This is a genomic window from Blautia sp. AM29-29 (genome assembly GCF_003480555.1).
GTDB classification, from domain to species: domain Bacteria; phylum Bacillota; class Clostridia; order Lachnospirales; family Lachnospiraceae; genus Fusicatenibacter; species Fusicatenibacter saccharivorans.
This window is the reverse complement of record NZ_QUJD01000004.1, coordinates 103,452-123,082: the sequence shown is the minus strand read 5'-3', so window position 1 is coordinate 123,082 and position 19,631 is coordinate 103,452. Positions and strand designations below refer to the sequence as shown.

Annotated in this window: 14 protein-coding genes; 12 read left to right on the top strand and 2 right to left on the bottom strand. The window is 49.7% G+C overall.

The genetic code is table 11. The features are described 5' to 3' along the window. Positions 1-67: 67 nt before the first annotated feature. Complete coding sequence (locus DW769_RS04270) at positions 68-883, bottom strand: YesL family protein (RefSeq protein ID WP_070100805.1); 816 nt, start codon at positions 881-883, stop codon at positions 68-70. A gap of 349 nt (positions 884-1,232) precedes the next feature. On the opposite strand from DW769_RS04270, the gene DW769_RS04265 reads away from it, so the two are divergent. From DW769_RS04265 to DW769_RS04245, 5 genes are all read left to right on the top strand, one after another. Continuing rightward, positions 1,233-2,345 (top strand): ABC transporter ATP-binding protein, encoded by a 1,113-nt coding sequence (locus DW769_RS04265; RefSeq protein ID WP_055219170.1) that lies wholly within the window; start codon positions 1,233-1,235, stop codon positions 2,343-2,345. A 196-nt stretch (positions 2,346-2,541) separates the two neighbouring features. Beyond that, positions 2,542-3,633 (top strand): PucR family transcriptional regulator, encoded by a 1,092-nt coding sequence (locus DW769_RS04260; RefSeq protein WP_055219318.1) that lies wholly within the window; start codon positions 2,542-2,544, stop codon positions 3,631-3,633. Positions 3,634-3,752: 119 nt separating this feature from the next. After that, positions 3,753-6,041 carry a hydratase gene (locus DW769_RS04255; protein WP_195997431.1) on the top strand — a complete coding sequence of 763 codons (2,289 nt, stop codon included), beginning with the start codon at positions 3,753-3,755 and terminating at the stop codon, positions 6,039-6,041. 895 nt (positions 6,042-6,936) lie between these two features. Beyond that, on the top strand, positions 6,937-7,602 hold the full coding sequence (locus DW769_RS04250; protein ID WP_055265689.1) for an RluA family pseudouridine synthase: 666 nt from the start codon (positions 6,937-6,939) through the stop codon (positions 7,600-7,602). Positions 7,603-7,761: 159 nt separating this feature from the next. Then, entirely contained in the window at positions 7,762-8,982 is a 1,221-nt protein-coding gene (locus tag DW769_RS04245) for an ABC transporter substrate-binding protein (RefSeq protein WP_158579791.1), read from the top strand. Between the two features lie 77 nt (positions 8,983-9,059). On the opposite strand, the gene DW769_RS04240 is transcribed toward DW769_RS04245, so the two are convergent. Beyond that, positions 9,060-10,151: a TM7S3/TM198-like domain-containing protein gene (locus DW769_RS04240; protein WP_158579790.1), complete on the bottom strand. Its 1,092-nt coding sequence runs from the start codon at positions 10,149-10,151 to the stop codon at positions 9,060-9,062. Positions 10,152-10,314: 163 nt separating this feature from the next. On the opposite strand from DW769_RS04240, the gene DW769_RS04235 reads away from it, so the two are divergent. The 7 genes from DW769_RS04235 (at position 10,315) to DW769_RS04205 (ending at position 19,624) form a co-directional block, all read left to right on the top strand. Then, a complete protein-coding gene (locus DW769_RS04235; RefSeq protein ID WP_082424871.1) occupies positions 10,315-10,740 on the top strand; it encodes a hypothetical protein in 426 nt (141 codons plus the stop codon). A 147-nt stretch (positions 10,741-10,887) separates the two neighbouring features. Continuing rightward, positions 10,888-12,045, top strand: a complete 1,158-nt coding sequence (locus tag DW769_RS04230; protein ID WP_118750009.1) for a class I SAM-dependent methyltransferase — start codon at positions 10,888-10,890, stop codon at positions 12,043-12,045. After that, positions 12,045-14,513 (top strand): hypothetical protein, encoded by a 2,469-nt coding sequence (locus tag DW769_RS04225; protein WP_118750008.1) that lies wholly within the window; start codon positions 12,045-12,047, stop codon positions 14,511-14,513. Before DW769_RS04230 ends, DW769_RS04225 begins: the two co-directional genes overlap by 1 nt. A 75-nt stretch (positions 14,514-14,588) precedes the next feature. Continuing rightward, positions 14,589-15,980, top strand: coding sequence for an asparagine--tRNA ligase (gene asnS / locus DW769_RS04220; protein ID WP_117762055.1), 1,392 nt, complete (start codon positions 14,589-14,591; stop codon positions 15,978-15,980). Between the two features lie 129 nt (positions 15,981-16,109). Beyond that, positions 16,110-17,174 (top strand): metallophosphoesterase family protein, encoded by a 1,065-nt coding sequence (locus DW769_RS04215; protein WP_117802487.1) that lies wholly within the window; start codon positions 16,110-16,112, stop codon positions 17,172-17,174. A 26-nt stretch (positions 17,175-17,200) separates the two neighbouring features. Further along, positions 17,201-18,733 (top strand): ATP-binding protein, encoded by a 1,533-nt coding sequence (locus tag DW769_RS04210; RefSeq protein WP_117509938.1) that lies wholly within the window; start codon positions 17,201-17,203, stop codon positions 18,731-18,733. 60 nt (positions 18,734-18,793) lie between these two features. Beyond that, positions 18,794-19,624, top strand: a complete 831-nt coding sequence (locus DW769_RS04205; RefSeq protein ID WP_117813516.1) for a deoxyribonuclease IV — start codon at positions 18,794-18,796, stop codon at positions 19,622-19,624. The last annotated feature ends 7 nt before the right edge of the window (positions 19,625-19,631 follow it).

Below are 19,631 nucleotides of genomic sequence, written 5' to 3'. Positions count from 1 at the left end.
CTCCCCGCCGGGAAACACGCAGCAGATGCGGTTCCCGGCGGGGAGTTGTTTATGAAATGCAGTTTATTTATTCGTTTGTTTCGTCTGTTTCTGTCTGTTCAGCCGGGCTTGCAGATTCCTCTTCCGAAGCAGTTTCTGCAGCATCGGTAGTTTCAGCCGGAGCAGCGTCATCGGAACGTTCAGTCAGCGGGCTTGGTCTGTCCATTGCTTCGAGTGCCCGTAAGGATTCTTCTTCCGGTGTCAGAACCTCGTTTTCTTCCTCAGGCATATAGAATGGGAAGATTTTGTTTACGAAGAACCAGGAGCATCCAAGCGCTACCGTGGAAAAGCCCAGAAGGAACATCAGAAGAATCAGATAGCTGACAATCTTTGTCGTGGAGAATACATAGATCAGCAGCGGACAGAGATTGACGAGCAGGATCATGATGGTCCACGGCAGGTGGCGGATTGCCATCAGGATGGAGTTCTTGATCGTGTTTTTTACAGTATTGTCAAAGCGGCTCAGTACCGGAAATACATAGGAAAGTACCATGGCCTCGAAAAAGATCAGTACCAGGAAAACAAAACGCAGGTAGGTGATGGTACCCGGCATTCTCATGACCAGCAGAAGATCAAGAATCAGAACAATCAGAACCGCCAGCAGGATGAGCCAGATGGCAGTTGCCTGCTTGAAGTTTTCGCGGAAGGATTTCCAGTAGGTACGGAAGATATACGTCTCCTCATTTTTGATCATCTTCAGCGTGACGTAGTACATTGCTGTGAAATTGGCGCCGATTGTCACAATCGGGATACACATAATAAGGAAAATAATGTTCAGCATCATCAGGTCGAAGACACGGCCCATAATCTGCGAGAACTTACTGTCCAGGCTGAAAAAACTCATAATTTGTTCCTCTTTTCTGTTGAATTAAGTGTGCCGCCGATTAACGTTCCGGCTGGCAGACATCATAGAAAAGTATAGCGAATTTTTCAGAAAAATGCAATGAAGAGAATATAAACTTTTCGTTTCGTCATTTTGTATAAGAGTGAACATTTTGTTTGTGCAAAGTGGACAGAAGAGAACGGTTCGAGAAAATCCGAAAGCAGAATTGCCAATCTGCCGGAGGAAAGTTTGTGTAATTGTGGCATGGTCGAATGCGGGTAGAAAAGGTATACTAATCCCATAAGCAAGAGAGATGCAAATGCAAAACTCATAATAAAACGCATGATGTTCATTTAGGGAGGATTCAAAAATGGCAAGTTTATCTTTACAGCACATTACAAAAAGATATCCGAACGGTTTTGAAGCAGTAAAAGACTTCAACCTGGAAATCGCTGACAAAGAGTTTATCATCTTCGTAGGACCATCTGGATGTGGTAAATCTACAACACTTCGTATGATCGCAGGTCTTGAGGAGATCTCCGATGGTACTCTGAAAATTGACGATAAAGTAGTAAACGATGTAGAGCCGAAAGACCGTGATATCGCAATGGTATTCCAGAACTACGCTCTGTATCCACACATGACCGTATATGATAACATGGCATTCGGTCTGAAACTGAGAAAAGTTCCGAAAGATCAGATCGACAAACAGGTTAAAGAAGCAGCTAAAATCCTTGACCTGGAGAAACTGCTTGACCGTAAACCGAAAGCTCTTTCCGGTGGTCAGAGACAGCGTGTTGCTATGGGACGTGCAATCGTACGTGATCCTAAAGTATTCCTTATGGACGAGCCTCTGTCAAACCTGGATGCAAAACTTCGTGTACAGATGCGTACCGAGATTTCCAAACTGCATGAGAGACTGGGCGCTACCATCATCTACGTAACACATGACCAGACCGAGGCTATGACACTTGGTACCAGAATCGTTGTTATGAAAGACGGAGTTGTTCAGCAGGTAGATACCCCGCAGAACCTGTACAACGCACCGGGCAACCTGTTCGTTGCAGGATTCATCGGATCTCCGCAGATGAACTTCCTGGATGCAAAAGTAAAAGTTAACGGAAACGACGTTACTCTTACTGTTGGTAAATACAACATGAAACTGCCGGCTTCCAAAGCAAAAGCTGTTATCGACGGCGGATATGACGGAAAGACCGTTGTTATGGGTATCCGTCCTGAGAACGTACATGATTCTCAGATGTTCATCGAAACTTCCAAAGACAGCGTAGTTGAGTGCAAGATCAACGTATACGAGCTGTTAGGTGCAGAAGTTTACCTGTACTTCGATTGCGAAGGCTTCCCAATGACAGCCCGCGTAGATCCTCGTACAACTGCAAGAAGCGGTGATACCGTTAAATTTGCTCTGGATATGGAGAAAGTTCATCTGTTCGACAAAGAGACAGAGATCACCATTACCAACTAATCCATATGAACATCAGCGCGTATGCGCAAACATAGAGAAAAGGATCGGCATCCGTTCGGATGCCGGTCCTTTTTGCATATGCACCGCCCTCCTTTTGCGAAGCAAAAAATAGTTGCCAATGAGAAAAAAATAAGCTATAGTTATAGATAAGACGCACCCTGGAGTAAAATACGCCAGGAGAAAGGAAGTGGCAGATTTGGTATCAAGTCAGGTATTACAGAAAACCCTTGATGAATTAAGAAATATTACGAGAATTGATTTATGTGTGACGAATACGGATGGTGTTCTGCTGGTGACCACATTCCCGGAAACCGCGATTGATGCAGAAAGCATCCGTTCTTTTGTATTATCCGCTGCGGACAGCCAGATTGTACAGGAATATCATTATTTTAAAGTATATGACAACCAGAATGTGGAGTATATTCTGATTTCTAAAGGAAGTAGCGACGATGCATATATGATCGGAAAGGTTGCCGTATGTGAGATTCAGAATCTTATCATTGCATACAAAGAGCGTCTGGACAAAAACAACTTTATCCAGAACCTTCTTCTCGACAATCTTCTTCTGGTGGATGTCTACAACCGCGCGAAAAAGCTTCGCATCGACACAGATGTGCGCCGCGTTGTTTACATGGTAGAGACGAAGCTGGAAAAAGACATCAGCGCACAGGAGACAGTAAAGAGCCTCTTTGCTTCAAGACCGAGAGATTTCATCACCGCAGTCGATGAGAAGAGCATTATCATTGTAAAAGAACTGAAGGATACCGACACCTTCGAGGATATGAACCAGACCGCAAGAATGCTGGTTGATATGCTGAATGCAGAGGCAATGTCCCAGGTACGTGTTTCTTACGGAAATCCGGTCAGCGAGATTAAGAGTGTTTCGCGTTCCTACAAAGAAGCGAAGATGGCGCTTGAGGTAGGAAAAATTTTCTACGCAGACAAAAACGTGGTACCATACAACAACCTCGGCATCGGCCGTCTGATCTATCAGCTCCCGATTCCGCTGTGCGAAATGTTTATGACCGAAGTCTTCGGCGAAAATCTGCCGGATACGTTCGATGAGGAAACACTGACCACAATCAATAAATTTTTTGAAAATAACCTGAATGTGTCCGAGACATCCCGTCAGCTCTATGTACACAGAAATACTCTGGTGTACCGTCTGGAGAAGCTCGAGAAGAGCACAGGACTCGACATTCGTAAATTTGACGATGCGCTGACCTTTAAAATTGCCATGATGGTCGTAAGCTACATGACGTATATGAACAACAGCGAAAATCTGTAAAACCGTTCAGAGCCGTACAGGATTGCGGGAGTGCAAAGCACGGAGCAATCCGGGTATCGAAGGGGTCAAAAGACTTTTTGACCCTGACATTTTATCAACAACAAGAGGAGAGGAACGACATGATTGAATTACTGAACACAGGTGCATACCTTGTCAACGGAATCGACATCATCCCGGATACAGAAGAAGGCCGCGCGGAACTCAAAGCGCGTACCGGCGCTGTGCCGTGTCCAGCGGATGCTGCAAAAGAAACCATTGCCTATGGAATCTTAAAAGACCACAATGTTTCCGGCAACATGGAAAATCTGCAGATCAAATTTGACAAACTTACATCGCATGACATTACTTTTGTTGGAATCATTCAGACCGCGCGCGCGTCAGGACTGGAAAAATTCCCGGTACCGTACGTGCTGACCAACTGCCACAACTCCCTTTGCGCAGTCGGCGGAACCATCAACGAAGATGACCACATGTTTGGTCTTACCTGTGCGAAAAAGTACGGCGGCGTCTATGTACCGCCTCATCAGGCAGTAATTCATCAGTTTGCCCGCGAGATGCTTGCCGGCGGCGGAAAAATGATCCTCGGATCCGACTCCCACACCCGTTACGGTGCACTCGGAACCATGGCCATGGGCGAGGGCGGACCGGAACTGGTAAAACAGCTTCTCTCCAAAACATATGATATCGCTATGCCGGGAGTGATCGCAATTTACATGACAGGCGCACCGCAGCCGGGCGTAGGACCGCAGGATATTGCACTTGCCATCATCGGTGCAGTCTTTGCAAATGGTTACGTAAAGAACAAAGTTATGGAGTTCGTAGGACCTGGCGTATCTTCCTTAAGCGCAGATTACCGGATCGGTGTGGACGTTATGACAACCGAGACAACGTGTCTGTCCTCCATCTGGAGAACCGATGAGAAGATCAGCGAGTTCTATCAGATCCACGGCAGAAGCGCAGATTACAAAGAGCTGAATCCTGGCGCGGTTGCTTACTATGACGGCGTTGTAAAAGTAGAACTCGACAAGATCAAACCGATGATCGCGATGCCGTTCCATCCGAGCAATGTTTATACCATTGAAGAGCTGAAAGCAAACCTCGATGACATCCTGAACGATGTAGAGAAGAAAGCAGCCATCAGCCTCGACGGAAAAGTTCCGTTCACTCTGAAAAATAAAGTACACGACGGAAAACTCCTGGTAGACCAGGGAATCATCGCAGGATGCGCCGGCGGCGGATTTGAGAACATCTGCGACGCAGCCGATATCCTGAAAGGCCACAGCATTGGCGACGATGCGTTCACCTTAAGTGTTTACCCGGCAAGTACCCCGATCTATATGGAGCTGGCAAGAAACGGAAAACTGGCAGACCTTTTGGAAACCGGTGCGATCGTAAAAACCGCATTCTGCGGACCGTGCTTCGGCGCAGGCGATACTCCGGCAAACAATGCGTTCTCAATCCGTCACTCCACCAGAAACTTCCCGAACCGCGAGGGATCCAAGATCCAGAACGGTCAGATTTCTTCCGTTGCCCTGATGGATGCACGTTCCATTGCAGCAACCGCAGCAAACAAGGGATTCCTGACCGCAGCAGACGAGTTCACCGGAACATACACGAAACCGGCATACCATTTCGACAAGAAGATTTACGAGAACCGTGTCTTCGACAGCAAGGGTGTGGCAGATCCGTCTGTAGAAATCCAGTTCGGACCGAACATCAAAGACTGGCCGGCTATGCCGCAGCTTGCCGAGAACCTGATTCTGAAGGTTGTTTCCGAGATCCACGATCCGGTTACGACAACCGACGAGCTGATTCCATCCGGCGAGACTTCTTCCTTCCGTTCCAACCCGCTCGGACTGGCAGAGTTCACCCTGTCAAGAAAAGATCCGGCTTACGTGGGACGTGCAAAAGAAGTACAGGTCGCAGAGAAAGCCATCCAGGAAGGAAACTGCCCGGCAGAGGCACTTCCGGAACTGAAACCGGTCTTCGCAGCCATCCATACCCAGTACCCGGATATCGACAAGACAAACGTCGGTGTCGGATCCACCATCTTCGCTGTAAAACCGGGCGACGGCTCTGCGCGTGAGCAGGCAGCTTCCTGCCAGAAGGTATTAGGCGGCTGGGCAAACATCGCCAACGAGTATGCAACGAAGCGCTACCGCTCCAACCTGATCAACTGGGGCATGCTTCCATTCCTGATCCCGGAGAGAGATCTGCCGTTTACAAACGGAGATTACATCTTTGTACCGGAGATCCGCAAGGCAGTGGAAGAGAAAGCCGATGTGATCAAAGCGTACGTTGTAAAAGACGGAGCACTTGTTCCGTTCGAGATGACGTTAGGCGCGCTGACCGATGATGAGAGAGAAATCATCCGCAAGGGATGCCTGATCAACTATTATAGAGGATAAGTATTTGAGAAAGAGCTGTGTGGCAGGAGAAAAGTCTGTTTCATAGCTCTTTTTCTGCGCACTTATTTGAAATAAAATATCAGAAAACAATATAAAATTCAGAAAATAAACACAATAATTAAGAAAAGGAAAAGCGATATAAAAAAACAGTAAAAATATTTTAAAAATGTGTTGACAAATGCTGGCGAATCTGTTATATTAAAATCACAAAGAAACAAGAAAACAAAAACCTAACCAAGAGGTACAAAGAGAAAGACTTGGGACCCCCTTTTCAAGAGAACAAACCATTTTCATAGAAAGAGACGAGAAATCTTCTATAGAAGAATGGAAAAAAAGGGAAAAGGAAGATGTTCTTAAGATGAGAGACTTCCGAAAGGAAAGAAAACCTGAGATAAAGATCCATACAAAAGAAGTTCGAAAGAAAACCTTTTGATAAACATGAGATCAGAGCAGATCTTAGGAAATCCTAAGGAAAAGATTTTCGGAGTGGAAATCTTAACCGCAAAGGAAAAGCCTCTGAAAAAGAACATCTTCCCGAAAAAAAGAAAATCTACAACAGGGAAATGGAAGAGAAACGATCTTTGAAATATCAAACGAAAGCGAAAACAAAGATCACAGATCGGTAAAGAAAGAAAACCAGTGAAAATCCTTGAAAGTAGAGAAAAAACTGAATATGGAAAATAAAGAAAAAGCGGTCGCTGTATCAGAAAAAATGATTGGTATGGCGATCGCTTTCTGTGTTGTGTAATTCGTCCGCCGGGCATGTTTTTCTTGACAGATGCGGCGGAAATGGTGCATACTTCTTAAAGCATAACAGCGGAGAAATCCGTGTATCGAAAATAAGAAGTCAGGACAGGAGAAGAAAGTGGCTGGATTTTGCAGAGAAGATATTTTAATGGAAGATAACGATATTCTTGTTGTTCACAAGCACGCGGGTATGGCAGTGCAGAATGCGCGGATGGGACAGATGGATCTGGAGCATGCGCTGCTGAATTATTTGGCGAAGCAGGCAAGGGCGGAAACACCGGGTCAGGCGCGGACTCAGATTCCATATCTGGCGGTCGTTCACCGGCTCGATCAGCCGGTTGAGGGCGTGCTGGTGTTTGCGAAAAACAAAGACGCCGCAGGAAAACTGGGACGGCAGGTGAAGGACGGGACGATGAAGAAAGAGTATCTCGCCGTCTGTGAGGGAAAAATCGAAAAACAGGGCGTGCAGAAGTTTGAGGATTTCCTTGTAAAAGACGGACGGAGCAACACATCCCGCGTCGTACAGCCAGGCACCGCCGGAGCGAAAAAAGCGGTGCTGGAATATGAAGTGATAAGGACACAGGAGAACCGAACCCTGGTGCAGATCCACCTCGGAACGGGCCGCCACCACCAGATCCGCGTCCAGTTTTCCCATGCGGGATATCCGCTGGCGGGTGATGCAAAATATGGGGCGAAGGAGAAAGGATCTCTGGCGCTGTGCGCGCATCATCTCGAGCTGAAGCATCCGCGGACAGGCAAACGGCTTTCGTTTACCGTAAAACCAGAAGGTGAAATCTTCCACAGCTTTGTGTAACTATTCAGAACTATGTGAAATTGCAAAAAAGTTCAGAAAATCATAAGAAAACAGGACTGGACTATTTTTACGGTTTGTGTATAATAGAGAAAGGTTATGTAACAAAACTGTAAAAAGTAATGGAAAATGATTCATCAGGCAAAGCAGAAAGGGAGAATTATGAAACGCAGAATGATTGCAGTACTGCTTTCCGGAATCCTGCTGTGCTCGGCAGCTGGATGCGGAAAAGAAGCAGTGACAGACAAGAGCACCGCAGCATCGTCGTCTCAGGAAGTGACAGAAACTCCGGCGGCAGAAGAAAGCCCGGAGGCCTCATCGTCCAGCGCAGATTCTACAGCAGAGTCAGCCAGTGCATCCACATCTTCTGAAAGCTCTGGAGATGAAGGAAAAGAAGCAGACAAAAAACGAATAGAAATCACCGTTCCGCACAAAGACGGCATGGAAGCATTGTACGACACCGTGGATGGACTTACCGTTGAAAAAGGCTCTTACATCGCCGTGGTTGCAAAAGACTTAAGTGCCGGTTTTTGGAAAGCCGTAAAAGCCGGTGCGCAGCAGGCACTTGACGATCTGAACGCCTCGCTTGGCTACACCGGAAACGACAAAGTTTATATGACATTTGAAGGCCCGGAAAATGAAAGTGACACCAACTCTCAGATCAATATCATCGACTCTGTCATTTCGGAAAATCCGGACGCGCTGATCCTTGGTATCATTGACCAGCAGTCGGGACAGGCACAGATGGAAGAGGCTTCCGACAGCCAGATTCCAGTCATCATCGCGGATTCCGGTATCGAGAGTGATCTGATCACCTCGACATGTGCGACTGATCACGCAGCGGCAGCAAAGCTTGCGGCAGATCATCTCTGTGAGGCCATCGGCAACAGCGGAGAGGTTGCGATTGTTGCACATCAGTACAACACCGAGAGCAGCGTAGAGCGCGTGGAAGCATTTAAAAAAGAGATCGAAGAAAAATATACCGATGTGAAAGTGGTTCAGGTGAATTACGGAGATGGAGAAGAATCCATCGCGGACATGCTGAAAAATACACTTGAAACCTACCCGGCTCTGAAGGGCATCTTCTGTACGAACGAAGACATGGCAGACCAGACGCTGGATGCGCTGGCAGATATGGAAAATACTGAGCAGATTCAGATTGTCGGTTTTGATTCCGGTGAAAAACAGCAGAAAGCGATCCAGGAGGGACGCGAGTACGGTACCGTAACGCAGAATCCGTACGGTCTTGGCTATGCGGCAATCGTGGCGGCCGTCCGCGCGATTCAGGGACTTCCGGTAGATCAGAAGATCGATACGGGATATCAGTGGATCGACAAAGACACGATCGATCTGGAGACAAATCAGAAGTATCTTTATAACTGAAAATCAGGATAAAAAATGAACCCGGCAGACAAGGGAATGTTCCTTTGCCTGCCGGGTTTTCTGCGCTGCAGTGCGGATTACGAGTTCTGATCGTTTTCGTAAATTCTCTGTACCTCTTCGGAAATCTGCTGCCGGATCGCGGAGAGATCGACATCCGGGATGCCGTCCTCGGTGATCTGCGGTTTGGAAGGAGAGGTATACGGCTTCGTGTCGCCCATGGAAGCTTTTGGGGATGTTTCTTCTTCGTCAAACTCCTCCGGAGCGGCCGGCTTTGCGGATGGCCGGCGGCGGATGATTTTCGGAAGATCTTTCTCATCGTCGTCATCGTCAGGTTCTTCCGGAACAAAACGGAAATCGTACATGGTGTTTTGCGAAACACGGGTACGGTTCGACGGTTTCTGATAGCTGCGGTACGGATCTCTTGCGTTGCCGGAAGAAGAGGAAGAGGAGCCGCGGCGTTTCTTTTTCTTCTTTCTGGATGGAAGAGGATCGAAACCGGATCTGCGCTTCCGTCTGGCGCGCACTTTTGCACGGTGTTCGCGTTCTTCTTCGTCGTCATCCTCCCAGTAGTCCGCCTCTTTCCACGGTTTAAACTGGAAGAGCATGCCTGCTGCGGCGAGAATGGCAGAGACAATCCAGAACATCATGTTCAGATCGAGGTCCTTGAAGAAATATGCCATGCGGATCGTTGTGAGGGCGCCGCAGATGGAGGTGACCAGGATTACGGAAATGCGTTCGAACGGAACGCAGATCAGGCCGATCACGAAAGCAACGAGGGCGACGAGTCCATAACCTGTGATATCGTTTGGATTGACGAGATGCCAGAGGCAAAAGCCGACGAGCCCGCAGATCAGAAGAAAAAGTCCGATCCGGTAGAGGACGAAGGCAATGATTGCGGTCAGAAGACCGGTGCCGACGGCAAGCGCCAGGGTGATCGTCGTGGTCTGATTCGTGTAGGTACCCGCTGCATAACCGGCGGCCGCGCCGAGAAAAAATCCGGGAATGACGCTCCAGAGCTTGCGGAGCGCATAGCCGAAGAAACAGTTCAGCAGGGCAAAAACAATCAAAATCAGAAGAAGCTGCTGCTGGTAAACACCCATGACGTCCCGGACTTTATCGAGACCGCCAAGCAGCGTGTTGATGTTGAAAGCTTGCATATTCAGATTCATGATATTCACTCCTATATGATGTATCGGAAAAATAGATACAGGTTGTATTTTAGTACGGAACGGCGGTTTTGGCAAGTGAAATTGTGTTTGAGATCTGGAAAACGGCAGAATGGCGGCGGTGTGCATATGGTATAAGGAAGAGCAAAAAGGAAATAAAACAGGCATGAATCAGGATAGAGTGTATGAAAATAGAAGAAATTCCTATCAGGGAAATCCGATGGAGCGGCCGGAGCCGTTTTTTGCGGCACAGCCCTTATGGGGAAGAAGTATGGAGGAGCAGCAGGAAGCGCGGGAACGGCAGCGGATGCAGTCGTATTATTCCCGGACGGCATCTGATCTGCAGCGGCTGGTGGAGGCAGAGTGTGACCGCATGGATTACCGCGGCAGCATGATGTACGACGAATTCCCGGACCGGCTCATGATGGAGCACACCTGCCGGAATATCGCACGTCAGTACGGCAGGGAAAACGGCGGGAAGGACGAGAAAACGGCAGAAGAGGAACTGCTCGATTTGATCGGCGTTCTTTTTTATAATGAAATGTTCCGGAGGCGGAGCAGGAGGAAACATTATTACAATCTGTGGCTTTAAACCGCGCCATAAAGTAATAAGAGGGTAACACATTTTTAATAATTTTTCTGTTGTGGTTTTGCGGAAAACAGATTACAATATTAGCGGGGTTGTAAGGGGCTTTATTACACATGTTTACAAACGATTCAGAAAGTTTGGAGAGTATAAATGGAATTACAGAAATTATTACAGGATGAAATCCGGGAAGGGCTGTACCGTATTACGATCAGCGGCCCAAGAGGGGACAGTGAAGTGTCCAAAGTGAGAATACGCCCGGTTGAAATAAAAGGAAAACTGCTCTTTCAGTGCCAGGAGACCGTCGGCACGAAGGAGTTTCATAAAAATATGACAAAAGACGACGTGATCACCCGGATCAGAGACTGGATGAACGGAACCTTCAAGCAGATGCAGCTCGAATCCGACACCTGCACAGCATCCGTTCTGGTCAGCAAAAAGGGAACGATGACGATCAAAAAGAAACCGCATATGAAAGGAACCGGCAAACCCGTCAATCTGGCGCACAACCGGAAGAAACGGTATATTCTGGAAGAAGGAATCCCGGTTCCTTTTTTACAGGATCTCGGTGTTATGACAAAAGAAGGCAAAATCGTGCGGACCCGCTACGACAAGTTCCGCCAGATCAACCGCTTCCTGGAGTTCATCGAAGATATCCTGCCGCAGCTCACATCGGACCGCGAGATCACGATTCTCGATTTCGGCTGCGGAAAATCGTATCTGACGTTTGCGATGTATTATTACTTCCGCGAACTGAAAAAACTGGATGTCAATATCATCGGACTTGACTTGAAAGAGGATGTCATCGCAATCTGCAACGGACTGGCAGAGAAATATGGCTATGAAAAGCTGCATTTCTACCAGGGTGACATCGCTTCTTATACCGGCCGCGACGAGGTCGATATGGTGGTGACGCTGCACGCGTGCGACACGGCGACTGACTATGCGCTGGAAAAGGCCGTCAAATGGAATGCAAAAGTTATTCTTTCTGTTCCGTGCTGCCAGCATGAGCTGAACCGCCAGATTGCAAACAAAGAACTGTATCCGATCATGGATTACGGCATCTTAAAAGAGCGCATGGCGGCGCTTCTGACCGACGGAATCCGGGCAAAGCTTCTGGAGAATGCAGGCTATGAGACACAGATTCTCGAATTCATCGACATGGAGCACACGCCGAAGAACCTTCTGATCCGCGCGGTAAAACGCCAGGAAGGCTCGAAAAAACTGCCGGAAGAACTGAAAGCGTGCATGGAAGCGTACCATGTGAAGCCGACACTGGCAGACCTCCTCACAGAAAAGGAGGAGCCGTGATGAATAAAAGAGCAGCAAGGATTCTGATCCTTTTTCTTGTTTTTGCCGCATCAGTCGGTGTGTTCACACACCTGATGAGCCACGAGACGACGGAGAATGCGACCGATCTGGACGCAGCGAGTCTTCCGGTGCTGTACATGAAGACCGCGGACACGACAGTGAACCGCATGTACGGATACCGCCAGGAGATGAACGGCGTAACGACAAGAGAAAACCTGACACCGCTGCCGATGGACCGTTCGCTTACGCTGGAAATTGATGCGAAGGGACAGAAAATTAAAAACGTGACCTATACGGTGGAAAGCACAGACGGCGGAGCGCTGATTGAAAACTCGGTGCTGAAATCGTTTGACGAGGACGGAAGCTATCTGAAAGCAGACTTCCAGTTAGAGACCGCGATTCTGATGAATCAGGAATATACGCTGAAGCTCGAGGTTGCCTACGGAAACGGCCAGTCTGCCTGGTATTACACCCGCATTGTACAGCGCAACGGCGTGGAGATCGGCGATTATCTGGCCTACACGCAGATGTTTGCGCAGACATGCCTGGATAAAACGCAGGCGGAAGCGCTCGTTCCGCAGCTTGAGCCGGATGAGACGGGGGATAATTCTTCGTTCCTCAATGTCAACATTCATTCCAGCCTCGACCAGATTTCCTGGGGAAGCCTCGCACCGACGATCGTACAGCAGCCGGTGCAGCAGATCAAAGAAGCGAATGAGACGACGACCAGCATCAAACAGGAGTACATGATCAGTGCGCAGGATGAGAACGGACAGACGGAGTATTATACCGTAAGCGAGTTCTACCGGATGCGAGAGTCCGACGGAGAGATTATTCTGCTAGACTTCGAGCGGAGCGCACAGCAGATCTTTGATCCGGAGCTTGGTGTTCTGACGAAATCCGGCATTAACCTCGGTGTGACCGGCGAGGATACCAAGTATGTGACGAATACGGCAGGTGATATTGTCGCATTTGTAGTAAACGGTGATCTCTGGTGCTACAACCGCAGCGCCAACAAGACGATCCGCGTTTTCAGCTTCCGTGAGAACGGCAGCATGGATGACCGGGAACAGCACGGAGAGCATGATGTCAACATTGTACGTGTGGATGATGCGGGCGATGTAACGTTTGTTGTTTATGGCTATATGAACCGCGGAAACCACGAGGGTGAAGTGGGAGCAGCCGTTTACTATTATCGCGCCGAGCGGAATGTGGCAACCGAGGAGATTTTCGTTCCGGCGGATATTTCCTACGAGATGCTGAAAAAACAGCTCGACCGCCTCTCCTACGTCAACAAGCAGAGAGAGATGTATCTCTATCTGAATGAGAACCTGTGTAAGGTAGATATTGAAACCGGCACGACGACGGTGGTCCGGGAAAGTATCCCGGAGGACTGCTTTGTAGTATCGGAAAGCCAGGAGAGCATCGCGTGGATGGATGCGGACAATGCAAGCAGTGCGATGAACATCACCGTGATGAATCTGGAGAGCGGGGAAACGCAGCGCTTTGCGGCGGATGACGGACAGAAGATCCGGGCACTTGGCTTTATCAATGAAGACTTTGTTTATGGTATGGCAAACGACAGCGATATTTTAAAAGATATTTCCGGCAATGAAGTTTTCGCTATGCATACGGTGCGGATTGTCAGCATCGACGGAAACGTGAAAAAAGAGTATCACCAGGACGGCTATTATGTGACAGGTGTGTCGATTTCGGACGGCCTTCTGGAGCTGGACCGCGTGGTACGCCAGGAAAACGGCTATGCGGATGCGCCGGAGGATCACATCATGAACGGCGAGCAGCAGAGCCAGGAACTGGTGACGGGCCGCCTGGCAACGGTGGACGACAGAAGAGAGCAGCAGTTCCTTCTGGAATTCTCGACGAGCGGCAAAACACAGTCGCTTCTGACACTGACACCGAAATATATCTATTCAACCTTACGGACCGATCTTACGATGTCGTACGACACGGGCAGCGCAGATCTTTACTATGTATATGGAAAAGGAAAACTGATCGCCATTTTAAGCTCCCCGGCCGAGGCCGTACAGCTTGCCGATGAGAATGTCGGCGTTGTGCTGAACAGCAGCCAGTCCTATGTGTGGGAGCGCGGAAACCGCCAGCAGGGCATGCGCCTCGACGAGACAACGATGCCGTCGGGATTCCAGAGTGCATCTCTGGACGAAAACGTGCTGAAGGAGTCACTCGGTGATGATTACGAACTGCTGAACCTGACGGGCTGCACAAGAGAAGAAATTCTCTACATGATCAGCAGCGGTTACGGCGTTGTTGTAAAGACCGGCGAGAACGAGAGTCTGCTTCTGACCGGATACGATATTTTCGGAAATTCCTGGCTGTACAATCCGGCAACGGGCGAGACAACCGCACTTTCCGACGATGACAGCGATGCATTATTCGCACAGTACGGCAACGTATTCATCAGTTATATCAAAAAAGTAAAGATCGAGTGATTTGCGGGGTTTTCTAATGACGCAAAAAGTGCTAGAATAAAGAAAGTACTATGAATATTTAGGGAGAAAAAAACAATGAAACTTACAACCATCCGAGAGATTTATAAAAACCGGGAAGCATACCTGGACAAAGAAGTAACCGTAGGCGGCTGGGTGCGCAGCGTACGTGATTCCAAAACCTTTGGTTTCATCGTTCTGCACGACGGAAGCTATTTCGAAACCCTGCAGATCGTATACCACGATGAGATGGAAAACTTCGCTGAGATTTCCAAAATGAACGTCGGCGCAGCCATCATCGTAAAAGGTACCCTCGTTGCTACCCCGCAGGCAAAACAGCCGTTTGAGATTCAGGCGGCAGAAGTTACCGTAGAGGGCGTTTCCGCACCGGATTACCCGCTGCAGAAAAAACGCCACTCCATGGAATACCTTCGTACCATTTCTCATCTGCGTCCGAGAACCAACACCTTCCAGGCAGTCTTCCGTGTTCGTTCCCTCTGCGCCTATGCGATCCATCAGTTCTTCCAGGAGAGAGACTTCGTTTATGTCAACACCCCGCTGATCACCGGAAGCGACTGCGAGGGAGCCGGCGAGATGTTCCAGGTAACCACCATGGATCTTGACAATATTCCGAAAACCGAGGACGGCGCTGTTGATTTCACACAGGACTTCTTCGGAAAGAAGACAAGCCTTACCGTAAGCGGACAGTTAAACGGCGAGACCTTTGCACAGGCATTCCGCAATATCTACACCTTCGGACCGACCTTCCGTGCAGAGAATTCCAACACCACCCGCCACGCAGCTGAGTTCTGGATGATCGAGCCGGAAATCGCATTCGCTGATCTGGAGGACGATATGGAGCTTGCTGAGGCAATGCTGAAATATGTCATCCGCTACGTTATGGAGCATGCACCGGAAGAAATGCAGTTCTTCAACAGTTTCGTGGACAAGGGACTGATCGAGCGTCTGAACCATGTCGTAAATTCTGAGTTCGGCCGTGTAACCTACACCGAGGCTATCGAGCTTCTGGAGAAAAACAACGACAAATTCGATTACAAAGTATACTGGGGATGCGATCTGCAGACCGAGCATGAGCGTTATCTGACCGAGCAGATCTTCAAGAGACCGGTTTTCGTTACCGATTATCCGAAGGAGATCAAAGCGTTCTACATGAAGCTGAACGATGACAACAAGACCGTTGCCGCTATGGACTGTCTGGTTCCTGGCATCGGAGAGATCATCGGCGGAAGTCAGCGTGAGGACGACTACGAGAAATTGCTTGGCCGTATGAAAGAGCTGGGACTTGCTGAGGAAGATTACGGATTCTATCTGGACCTCAGAAAATATGGTTCTACCCACCATGCAGGATTCGGACTGGGATTTGAAAGATGCGTCATGTATCTGACCGGAATGGGTAATATCCGCGACGTCATCCCGTTCCCGAGAACAGTAAACAACTGTGAGCTGTAATTACGAAAAGTGATATAGAAACTTAAAAAATACGGATGCCGGGTGCAGTGGAATCCAATGTGGATTTGGTGCGCCTGACGTCCGTATTGCAGTAATGGAGAAAATGAATCCAGAAAGGGGTATGCGCCTATGCGGTTTATTCATATTGCGGACGTGCATCTTGGCATGCAGCCGGATGCGGGATTTCCCTGGAGCGAGGAGCGCGGGGAGGCCATCTGGGAGAGCTTCCGGCGGATCATCCGCCTGGCCGGTCGGGAAAAGACGGACTTTCTGCTGATCGCGGGAGATCTGTTTCAGTGCCAGCCGCTTCTGCGGGAACTGAAAGAGGTTAATGATCTCTTTGCTTCCATCCCGGAGACGATCGTCGTGCTGATTGCCGGAAACCACGATTATGTGAAGCGGGAGAGCTTTTACCGCGGTTTCGACTGGGCAGACAACGTGGTAATGCTCCTGTCGCCGGAGCCGGAGTGTGTTGAAGTCCCGGAGAAGAAGACGGCGGTGTACGGATGCAGTTACGACAAAAAAGAGATCCTGGAAAACCGGCTGGACGGCGTGCGGCCGGAGGGAAAAATGAAATATCATCTGCTGCTCGCGCACGGCGGCGATGCCCGCCACATGCCGTGGAATCCGGGCCGCATGGCGCAGGCTGGGTTTGATTATATTGCGTGCGGGCACATTCATAAGCCGGGGATTCTTATTCCCGACAAAATGGCATACGCAGGCGCACTCGAACCGACGGATGAGACGCAGTTGGGGCCGCACGGCTACATCCGCGGAACGGTGGACGAGCACGGCATGCGGATTCAGTTTGTGCCGTTTGCCAGATATGAGTACGAAGATCTGGTGTTGAACGTGACGGAGGATCTGACACAGTATGCGCTGGAGACGAAGCTGAAACAGGAGCTGGCGCTGCGGGAGGATGGGAAGATTCGAAAAATTATCCGCCTGAAACTTGTGGGACACCGTGCCGCCGAGCTGGAATTTTCTCCGAAACGGCTGCTGGACTGCGGCAGAGTCATCTCCGTGGAGGATGAAACACGTCCGGCATACGATCTGGAACAGCTGAAGAAAACGTATGGCGCTAGTCTGATCAGCGCCTATATTGAAGCATTTGAAACAAAGACGGATGCGCAGTCACAGAAGGCGCTCGACTATGGTCTCGAGGCGCTGCTGGCGGCACGCAGGAACGGCTGAAAAAAAGATTGCGGGAGGTATAGAAGATGAAAATAGAAAAACTGGAAATCCGCAATTTTGGAAAAATGCAGAACCGCACACTGGAATTTTCCGATGGGATTCAGCTCATCAGCGGGGAAAATGAGAGCGGAAAATCGACCGTCCATACTTTCATCCGCAGCATGCTGTTCGGCATGACACGCGGCCGGGGGCGGGCGGCAAAAAATGATGTCTACAGTCGTTATGAGCCATGGGAAAATCCGGCATACTATGCGGGAGAGATGGTGCTTGAAAGCGGCGGCAAACGGTTCCGCCTGACCCGGAATTTCGGGCGGCAGAACGCCAATGCAAAGCTGGTGTGCCTGACGGACGGCGAGGTGCTCTCCGTGGAGGACGGCGATCTTTCCATGCTGCTCGGCGGTGTCAGTGAGATTGTGTATGATAATACGGCTTCGATCGGGCAGTTAAAAGGCAGAACCGAGGAAGGGCTTGCGGATGAGCTGCGGAACTATATGGCAAATTACCAGGGGAGCAGCGATGGAGAGCTCGATGTGGCGGCGGCGCTGGATCTGCTGAAGCAGAAGAGAAAGCGCCTGGAGCAGGAACAGAAAAAGACGCTGGCGGGACTGGAAAAACGGAAGGAAGAACTTGAGACGAAAATTTCCGTTTTTACGGAGGAGTGCCGTCAGAGCGAGGAGAATCTGCAGCAGGCGAAAGAGCAGATGAAGCGGGATATTTATCAGAAGGATGTGCCGATCGAACGGGTGCGGAAGATGAAAAAAGAATCTCGGAAGAGCCGCAAATGGGGTGCCGCGTGCGTGGCGCTGGCTGGATTTCTCTTGTTCTTATGCATTCTGCAGTTCTTCCATATTGATTCGCTGCTGACGAGAACGGGACTCGGGCTTGCGATTGCGGCGCTCTTGTATCTGGCGTACAGTCTGTTCCGTCACCGGAAAACGGAGGTCGAGCAGGTCGTGACGGAGCCGGAGGAGCAGGCGATCCGCCGCCAGCAGTGGAATGTGGACCGCCTGAAGCAGGAGCTGGGGCAGAAACAGACGGTGCTGTCGAACTTGCAGAGTGAATACGAAGAGCTCTGCATTTCCATGACGGAAAAAGATCATCTGCAGGAAGAACTCGATGCGCTTTCCCTAGCGGGGGAGGCGATCCAGAGTCTCTCCGTACAGATGCAGAGTCGGATCGGCGACCGCTTAAAACAGCAGATGTCAAAAACGCTGTCATCGCTGACGAATGGTCGCTATCTGCAGGTGAATATGGATGAGAATCTGCGGATCGGCCTTCACACCGCAGACGAATATGTGCCGCTTGAACAGGTCAGCCGCGGCACGATCGAGCAGGCGTACTTTGCGCTCCGCATGGCGGCGATGGATGTGCTCTGCGGCGAGGAGGAGCTGCCGGTGATTCTCGATGAATCGTTTGCGTTTTACGATGAAAACCGGCTGAAAGAAACTTTGAAATGGCTGGCGGAAAACCGGACGCAGGTGCTGCTCTTTACGTGTCAGAAGCGGGAGGAGGAAGCACTCTCGGAGATGGGAATTCCGTACCGGAAAATTGTGCTTTAAGTAATGCGGCTCGCAGAGAATCGGTGAGTTGTGGTTTGGAAATAAAGGAGAATAAAAGTTATGCTGACAATAGGATGTCATTTATCATCGTCCAAAGGATATCTTGCCATGGGAAAAGAGGCGGTGTCCATCGGGGCGAATACCTTTCAGTTTTTTACAAGAAACCCGAGAGGAAGCAAGGCGAAAGCCATCGACGAGGCGGATGTCGCAGCGTTTCTTTCTTACAGTAAGGAGCATGGAATCGAGCGCATTTTGGCACATGCGCCGTACACGCTGAATCCGTGCTCGAAGGATGCGCACACGAGAGAGTTTGCATGGATGACGATGGCGGATGATCTGAAACGGATGGAGTATACGCCGGGAAACTGCTACAATTTCCACCCGGGCAGCCATACCGGACAGGGGGCGGAAGAGGGAATCCGTCTGATTTCGGAGATGCTGAATGAAATTTTAAAACCGGAGCAGACGACCACGGTGCTGCTCGAGACGATGGCAGGAAAAGGAACCGAAGTCGGCCGCTCGTTTGAGGAGCTGGCGGCGATTCTGGAGCGCGTGGAATTAAAAGACCACATGGGTGTCTGCCTGGATACGTGCCATGTGTACGATGCGGGATACGATATTGTGGATCACCTCGATGATGTGCTTGAGGGGTTCGACCGCGTGGTAGGACTTTCGAAGCTGAAAGCGGTTCATCTGAACGACAGCAAGAATCCGTTTGAGAGCCATAAGGACCGCCATGAGAAGATCGGCGAGGGATCGCTGGGGCTTGCGGCATTTGAGCGGATTGTGACACATCCGGCGCTGGCGGGACTGCCGTTCTATCTGGAAACACCGAATGAGCTGGACGGATATGCAAAAGAGATCGCGCTGCTGCGCGGGTTTGCGAAATAGAGGAAGA